The 7143-nt window shown below is 70.1% G+C and carries 8 protein-coding genes; 4 read left to right on the top strand and 4 right to left on the bottom strand.

Features of this window, described 5'->3' with window-relative positions; genetic code table 11:
- Positions 1–233, bottom strand: a 233-nt coding sequence (locus DBR34_RS05820; RefSeq protein WP_181393909.1) for a peptide-methionine (S)-S-oxide reductase, incomplete at its 3' end; no start/stop codon positions are given.
- A gap of 30 nt (positions 234–263) precedes the next feature.
- Entirely contained in the window at positions 264–530 is a 267-nt protein-coding gene (locus DBR34_RS05825; protein WP_038690397.1) for a DUF2007 domain-containing protein, read from the bottom strand.
- A gap of 512 nt (positions 531–1042) precedes the next feature.
- On the opposite strand from DBR34_RS05825, the gene DBR34_RS05830 reads away from it, so the two are divergent.
- From DBR34_RS05830 to DBR34_RS05845, 4 genes are all read left to right on the top strand, one after another.
- A complete protein-coding gene (locus DBR34_RS05830; protein WP_128096070.1) occupies positions 1043–2791 on the top strand; it encodes a glutamine--tRNA ligase/YqeY domain fusion protein in 1749 nt (582 codons plus the stop codon).
- 195 nt (positions 2792–2986) lie between these two features.
- Entirely contained in the window at positions 2987–3547 is a 561-nt protein-coding gene (locus DBR34_RS05835) for a nucleoside deaminase (RefSeq protein ID WP_128096071.1), read from the top strand.
- Between the two features lie 24 nt (positions 3548–3571).
- Positions 3572–4618, top strand: a complete 1047-nt coding sequence (gene rlmM, locus DBR34_RS05840) for a 23S rRNA (cytidine(2498)-2'-O)-methyltransferase RlmM (protein ID WP_128096072.1) — start codon at positions 3572–3574, stop codon at positions 4616–4618.
- Between the two features lie 61 nt (positions 4619–4679).
- Positions 4680–5075: an EF-hand domain-containing protein gene (locus DBR34_RS05845; RefSeq protein ID WP_128096073.1), complete on the top strand. Its 396-nt coding sequence runs from the start codon at positions 4680–4682 to the stop codon at positions 5073–5075.
- A 268-nt stretch (positions 5076–5343) separates the two neighbouring features.
- On the opposite strand, the gene DBR34_RS05850 is transcribed toward DBR34_RS05845, so the two are convergent.
- On the bottom strand, positions 5344–6519 hold the full coding sequence (locus DBR34_RS05850) for a UbiH/UbiF family hydroxylase (RefSeq protein WP_128096074.1): 1176 nt from the start codon (positions 6517–6519) through the stop codon (positions 5344–5346).
- Positions 6516–7143, bottom strand: a 628-nt coding sequence (locus DBR34_RS05855) for an FAD-dependent monooxygenase (RefSeq protein WP_181393908.1), incomplete at its 5' end; no start/stop codon positions are given. The genes DBR34_RS05850 and DBR34_RS05855, both read right to left, overlap by 4 nt.

The raw sequence follows: 7143 nt of genomic DNA on the forward strand, positions 1-7143 counted from the left end.
CCGCCGGCATAGCCCACCGAGGTGGAATACACGCCCGGCAGCGTCCAGAACTTGCGCTCGGCGCCCCAGAAGCAGCCCATCGCCACGCGGATACGCTGCAGGCCGGCGAAACCGTCCTTGAGCGGGTGGCTGTTGACGTAATGCTGGTTGTGCAGCGGCAGCGGGTGGTCCCGGCCCGGCAGCGCCTCGTCCGGGCGCGGCAGGCGCTGCTTGAACGCACCGATGCCCAACAGGCCCTTGGCAATTCCCAACATGGCGGTCTCCTAGGCCGGCAACAGGCCGGCGCTTTCGTCACCGTCGAATATGGGGTCGTCGGGGGCGCCACCCAAGTCGAGCCCGGCCACGATGCCTTCGGCCTCCGGCCGGGCCAGGTCCGGCACGCACACGCGCAGCACCCCGAACAGCGGCAGCTCGCCCATCCCGCCCAGCAGCGACTCGCCGAACACGAACGCGGGGATGCCCGCATCCTCCAGCGCGTGCTTGACCAGATGGGCGTCAAACAGGTTATCGGCCTGGTAGATCACGTGCATGGGCGGGCTCCGGCGAGTGTGGCCCCAGCATACGCCCGGGGGCTGAAGGCGTGCCGACCAACGGTCGGCCTGCCGGGACGCGTCCGGGGAACCGGCCGGCATCGCCCGGATGGGTAGTGCCGGCCGCTGGCCGGCTCCTCAGCACCAATGCGATGGCACGCCCCGGTAGTGCCGGCCGCTGGCCGGCTCCTCGTACTGCCGGCCCTGTGCAGAGCCGGCCAGCGGCCGGCACTACGCGTTTTCTTCCGTGGTCATGGGGAGCCGGCCAGCGGCCGGCACTACCTGTTTTCTTCCGTGGTCATGGGGAGCCGGCCAGCGGCCGGCACTACCGGAGAGCGTCCGGCGGAGCCCATGAGTCAGGGGGCGGCGCCGAAGGCGCGGTGCCTGGGAGACCGTGAAAAGGGGCCCGCGATTTGCGCAGCAACGCGTGGGGCGACAGCGCGAATGCGATGGCGCGTCCCCGACAGGCTAAACTGTTGGTCTTTCTGCCTTTCAGACTGCGACCGCGCACCATGTCCGAGCCTACTGCCGCCCCCACCGACGCCCTTCCGGAAGCCCACGAAAAGCGGGATTTCATCCGTCAGATCGTCCGTGAGGACCTGGCCGCGGGCAAGCATGCCGCGATCAAGACCCGCTTCCCGCCCGAGCCCAACGGCTACCTGCACATCGGCCATGCCAAGTCGATCTGCCTGAACTTCGGCCTTTCCGGCGAGTTCGGCGGCGTGTGCAACCTGCGTTTCGACGACACCAACCCGGCCAAGGAAGACCCCGAGTACGTGGCCGCCATCCAGGACGACGTGCGCTGGCTGGGCTTTGAGTGGAACGAGCTGCGCCACGCCTCGGACTACTTCGACGCCTATTACCTGGCTGCGCAGAAGCTGATCCGCGATGGCAAGGCGTATGTGTGCGACCTGTCGGCCGAGGAAGTGCGCGCCTACCGCGGCACCCTGACCGAGCCGGGCCGCCCCTCGCCGTACCGCGAGCGCAGCGTCGAGGAAAACCTGGACCTGTTCGCGCGCATGCGCGCCGGCGAGTTCCCGGACGGTGCCCGCACCGTGCGCGCCAAGATCGACATGGCCAGCGGCAACATCAACCTGCGCGACCCGGCGCTGTACCGCATCAAGCACGTCGAACACCAGAACACCGGCAACGCCTGGCCGATCTACCCGATGTACGACTTCGCGCACGCGCTGGGCGATTCGCTGGAAGGCATCACCCACTCGTTGTGCACGCTGGAATTCGAAGACCACCGCCCGCTGTATGACTGGTGCGTGGACAACGTCGATTTCGCCCACGACGACGCGCTGACCGCGCCGCTGGTCGAGCGCGGCCTGCCGCGTGAAGCCGCCAAGCCGCGCCAGATCGAGTTCTCGCGGTTGAACATCAACTACACGGTGATGAGCAAGCGCAAGCTGATGGCGCTGGTCACCGAACAGCTGGTGGACGGCTGGGAAGACCCGCGCATGCCGACCCTGCAGGGCCTGCGCCGCCGCGGCTACACCCCGGCGGCGATGCGCCTGTTCGTCGAGCGCGTCGGCATCAGCAAGCAGAATTCGCTGATCGACTTCAGCGTGCTCGAAGGTGCGCTGCGCGAAGACCTGGACAGTGCCGCGCCGCGCCGCATGGCCGTGGTCGACCCGGTCAAGCTGGTGCTGACCAACCTGCCGGAGGGCCACGCCGAAACGCTGACCTTCTCCAACCATCCCAAGGACGAGGCTTTCGGTACCCGCGAGGTGCCGTTCGCCCGCGAACTGTGGATCGAGCGCGAGGACTTCGCCGAGATCCCGCCGAAGGGCTGGAAGCGCCTGGTGCCGGGCGGCGAAGTGCGCCTGCGCGGCGCCGGCATCATCCGCTGCGATGAAGTGATCAAGGACGCCGACGGCACCGTCACCGAACTGCGTGGCTGGCTGGACCCGGAATCGCGCCCGGGCATGGAAGGCGCCAACCGCAAGGTCAAGGGCACCATCCACTGGGTCAGCGCGGTGCACGCGGTGCCGGCCGAAATCCGCCTGTACGACCGCCTGTTCTCGGTGCCCAATCCGGACGACGAAACCGACGGCAAGACCTACCGCGATTACCTCAATCCCGACTCGCGCCGCACCGTCACCGGCTATGTCGAGCCGGCCGCCGCCACCGCCGCGCCGGAGCAGTCGTTCCAGTTCGAGCGTACCGGCTACTTCGTCGCCGACCGCCGCGACCACACCGCCACCACGCCGGTGTTCAACCGCAGCGTGACCCTGCGCGATACCTGGTCGGCGTAAGCCTGTCGGCCGGTGCCAGGCACCGGCCACCTTGCTGCGCGGCCCCGTACCCGCGGTGCCGCGTCGCCACTCCCCACGCCAGCGGCGCATCCCCTGCGCCCCCAGCACCGTGGCCGCGTTCAGCGCGGACACGGCATCCCTACGCGCGGCCCGATACACTGCCGCTGCTCCATATTTGAAGAGGCCCACGCCCCGATGCTGTACGCGCAAGTCCACCTCACCCTGCCCGCCTGGATCCACGACCAGATCGATCTGGCCCAGGTGTATCCCGACGATGCCGCCAAGGTCGCCCTGGCGATCGAGCTGTCGCGCCTGAATGTCGAGGCGGAAACCGGCGGCCCGTTCGGCGCGGTGGTGTTCGGCCCGGACCACCGCGTCATCGCCGCCGGCGTCAACCGCGTGGTGCCGCACAGCACCTCGCTGGCCCATGCCGAGAACATGGCGTACATGCTGGCCCAGCAGCGCCTGCAGACCCCGCGCCTGAACGAGGTGCTCAGCCCGATCACTCTGGCCACCTCGTCGCAGCCGTGCTGCCAGTGCTACGGCGCCACCATCTGGGCCGGTATCGACCGGCTGCTGATCGGTGCCAGCGCGCAGGACGTGGAAGAACTCACGCCGTTCGACGAAGGCCCGCTGCCGGCCGACTGGGTGGGTGAACTCAACAAGCGCGGCATCGAAGTGGTGCGCGACATCGAACGCGATGCCGCGCGCGCCGTGCTGCGCCAGTACGGGGAGATCAACGGTGCGCATTACTGACCGCCGCGCCTCGGGCGCGCTGCGATGAGCGGCCTGCTGTGTCTGTGCCGCCAGGGGTTCGAGCCGGAACTGGCCGGTGAGCTGTCCGAGCGCGCCGCCTATGCCGGCATCGCCGGCTATGCGCGCACCCAGCGCAACGACGGCTACGTGCTGTTCGCTACCGACGAAGGCGCCGCGCTTTCCAAGGCGCTGCCGTGGCGGTCGCTGATCTTCGCGCGCCAGAAGCTGGTGGTGCTGGCCGAACTGCGTGAGCTGGACCCCAGCGACCGCATCACCCCGATCCTCGCCGCCCTGCAGGGCCAGCAGCGCTTTGGCGACATGTGGGTGGAACACCCCGACTCGGACGAAGGCAAGCCCCTGGCCGGCCTGGCGCGCGCGTTCGGCAATGCGCTGCGCCCGGCGCTGCGCAAGGCCGGCCTGCTCACCGACAAGGCCAACACCGCGCTGCCGCGCGTGCACGTCGTGTTCGTCGATGGCCGGCATGCGTTCGTCTGCGTAAGCGACACCCGCGACAGCGCGCCCTGGGCGCTGGGCATTCCGCGCCTGAAACTGCTGCCCGATGCACCGTCGCGGTCGGCGTTGAAACTGGACGAGGCCCTGCTCACCCTGCTCACTCCGGAAGAACGCGAACAGCTGGTCAAGCCGGGCATGCGCGCGGCCGACCTGGGCGCCGCGCCCGGCGGCTGGACGTGGGTGTTGACCCGCCAGCACGTCAAGGTGATCAGCGTGGACAACGGCCCGCTGCGCGAGCACGTGCTGGAGACCGGGCTGGTGGAACACCTGCGCGCCGATGGCTTCCACTGGCAGCCGGAAACACCGCTGGACTGGATGGTCTGCGACATGGTGGAACAGCCGCGCCGAGTGGCCGAGCGCATGGCCACCTGGTTCCGCGAAGGCTGGTGCAAGCATGCGATCTTCAACCTCAAGCTGCCGATGAAGAAGCGCTGGGATGAAACCCGCCTGTGCCTGGACCTGTTCCAGGAACAGGCCGGCAAGCCGCTGGTGGTACGGGCCAAGCAGCTGTACCACGACCGTGAGGAAATCACGGTGCTGGCCTCGCCGCTGCGGTGATCAACGCGGTACAGCCGGGCATGCCCCGGCGCTACCCGCCCACGTCAAACACGGAGTCTGCATGCAACGTCGCCCTGCCCTGTCCCTGCTGTTGTGCCTGCTGCCCTCGCTCGCCCTGGCCCAGGCCTACACGCCGTCGCCGGCGGTAAGCGAACCACTGCGCGACGTACCCGCCAGCGTGCGCACCCAGTCGCTGTCCGAGGGCCGGGTGACCCACCAGGTGACGTTGTCGGCGCCGGCGGGCGAGGCGGCGGTGACGGTACGGTCGGTACAGCCGGTGAGCGTGGTGGGCCAGTACCGGTTCGCCTTCGCAACGCTGGACACCGATGGTGACGGCTTCATCAGCCGCGCCGAAGCACAGGCCAACCCGGCGTTGGCCGATGAGTTCGGCGCCCTGGATGCAAAGCGACGCGGCAAGCTGGACCGCGCGGACCTGGCCGGCTGGCTGACCGACTGAAGCCCGCCGCGCGTGCCGACCCGGCGGCACGTTGCCGACATCACGACGACCTGATGCAAGCCGGCTACACGTGCCGACCCGGCTGCACATTGCCGACATTGCGACGACCTGATGCAAGCCACGTAGAGCCGGGCTCTGCCCGGCTACGCGTGCCGACCCGGCTGCACGTTGCCGACAATACGACGACCTGATGCAAGCCGGGCAGAGCCCGGCGCTACGGCATCACGGAGCGCAGGCACCAGCACGCAGACGTTCCGACGGCGACGCCCTACACGCCGGCGGCGCGCTTCCAGAACATCGACACCAGCGGCGGCAGCTTGCCGGCACACCCCAATACCCGGCCGCGGGCCAGGGTGAGGTGCAGTTCGTCGTTGGAGAACACGGTGTTGATCGCATCGAAACTGTACGCGGCCACGGTGTTCTCGCTACGCCGTTCACGCGCCCAGCGCTGCAGCCGGTGCGGTGACATCCAGTCCTGGCGGCGCTGCTGTGCCTGCAGGACCAGCGTCCGCAGCGCGGCCACGTCGCGCAGGCCCAGGTTGACGCCCTGCCCTGCCAGCGGGTGCACCACGTGCGCCGCATCGCCCAACGCCAGCACGCGCCCGGCTACGTAGCCGGTGGCCAGCTGGCGGCGCAACGGGAAGGCCGCGCGCCGCGATGCCAGGGTCATCGCCCCGAGCCGCCCGGCGAAGGCCTGGGTGAGTTCATGCCCGAAGGCCGCCTCGTCCAACGCCAGCACACGCTCGGCCTCGGCATCGGGCAGGGTCCAGACAATCGAGCTGCGGCGGGCGCCGATCGGCAGCACCGCCAGCGGCCCGGTCACCAGGAAGCGCTGCCAGGCGGTGGCTTCGTTGTCGTTCTCGCTGTCCACGTAGGCGACCACGCCGCGCTGGCCATAGTCCTGGCGGCTGACCTCGAGCCCGGCCAGACGGCGCAGGGTCGATTCGGCCCCGTCGGCGGCGATGGCCAGCGATGCTTCCAGCCGGCGGCCATCCTCCAACCGCAGGCGCACGCCGTCGGCGTCCTGCTCCAGCGCTTCCACCCGCGCCGGGCAGCAGACCTGCACGCCGGCCGCCGGCAGCGCCGCCCACAAGCGGTCCACCAGCAGGTCGTTCTCCACGATCCAGCCCAACTGTTCGCGACCAAGATGGTCGGCATCGAAGCGCAGTTCATCGCCGCCGCCGGCGTCCCACACGCGCATGCGCCGGTAGGCACAGGCGCGCGCGGCGGTGACGGCCGGCCATACCCCGAGCGCGGCCAGCAGGGCCGCGTTGTCCGGCGCAAACGCGTACACGCGCAGGTCGGGCTGCTGCGGCTGCCATGGCGCCGGCTCGCGGCCTTCCACCAGGGTGACCTGCAGGCCGGTGTCGGCCAGGGCCAGCGCACAAGCAGCGCCCACCACGCCGCCGCCCACCACGATCACATCGCGCGCGCGCCGGCTCATGCGCCTGCTCCACGGCAGAGCGCCGGTACTTCGCCACGGAAGCCCATCGCGCCACCGACCAGCATCGACTGCATCGGGGTCGCCTGTGCGGCCAGCAACCCCAGGCTGCGCAACGGCCGCATCAGCGGTGCCCGATTGCTGGTCAGGCGGGCCAACCCGCCGGAGAAGGCAATGGTCTGCGCGCGGTCTTCGGCGCGGCGTGCCACGTGCGCCTGCAGCAGCGCGTCGCTGCCCGGATCCTGCGCATCGGCCACCAGTTCGGCCAGGGTCAGGGCGTCGCGCAGGCCCAGGTTGAAGCCCTGCGCACCCAGCGGGTGGATGGTCTGCGCGGCATTACCGAGCAGCACCGCACGCTCGCCCACCAACGCCTGGGCCAGCACCTGGATCAGCGGGTAGGCGCTGCGCGGGCCGCTTTCCAGCAGCCGCCCGGCGCGCCAGCCGATCGCGTCCTGCAGGCGCTGCAGCCACGCCGCATCGTCCAGTGCCTGGACCGCCGCGGCCTGGTCACGGGCCACCCCGTGCACGGCGCCGAAGTGGCGGTCGCCGCGCGGCAACAGCGCGGTGGGACCGGTGTCGGTGAAGCGCTCATAGGCCGTCCCGTCCGGCGCACGCGCGCCACGCACC

The sequence above is a fragment of the Stenotrophomonas sp. HMWF003 genome, from assembly GCF_003061285.1.
Lineage (GTDB): Bacteria > Pseudomonadota > Gammaproteobacteria > Xanthomonadales > Xanthomonadaceae > Stenotrophomonas > Stenotrophomonas maltophilia_AP.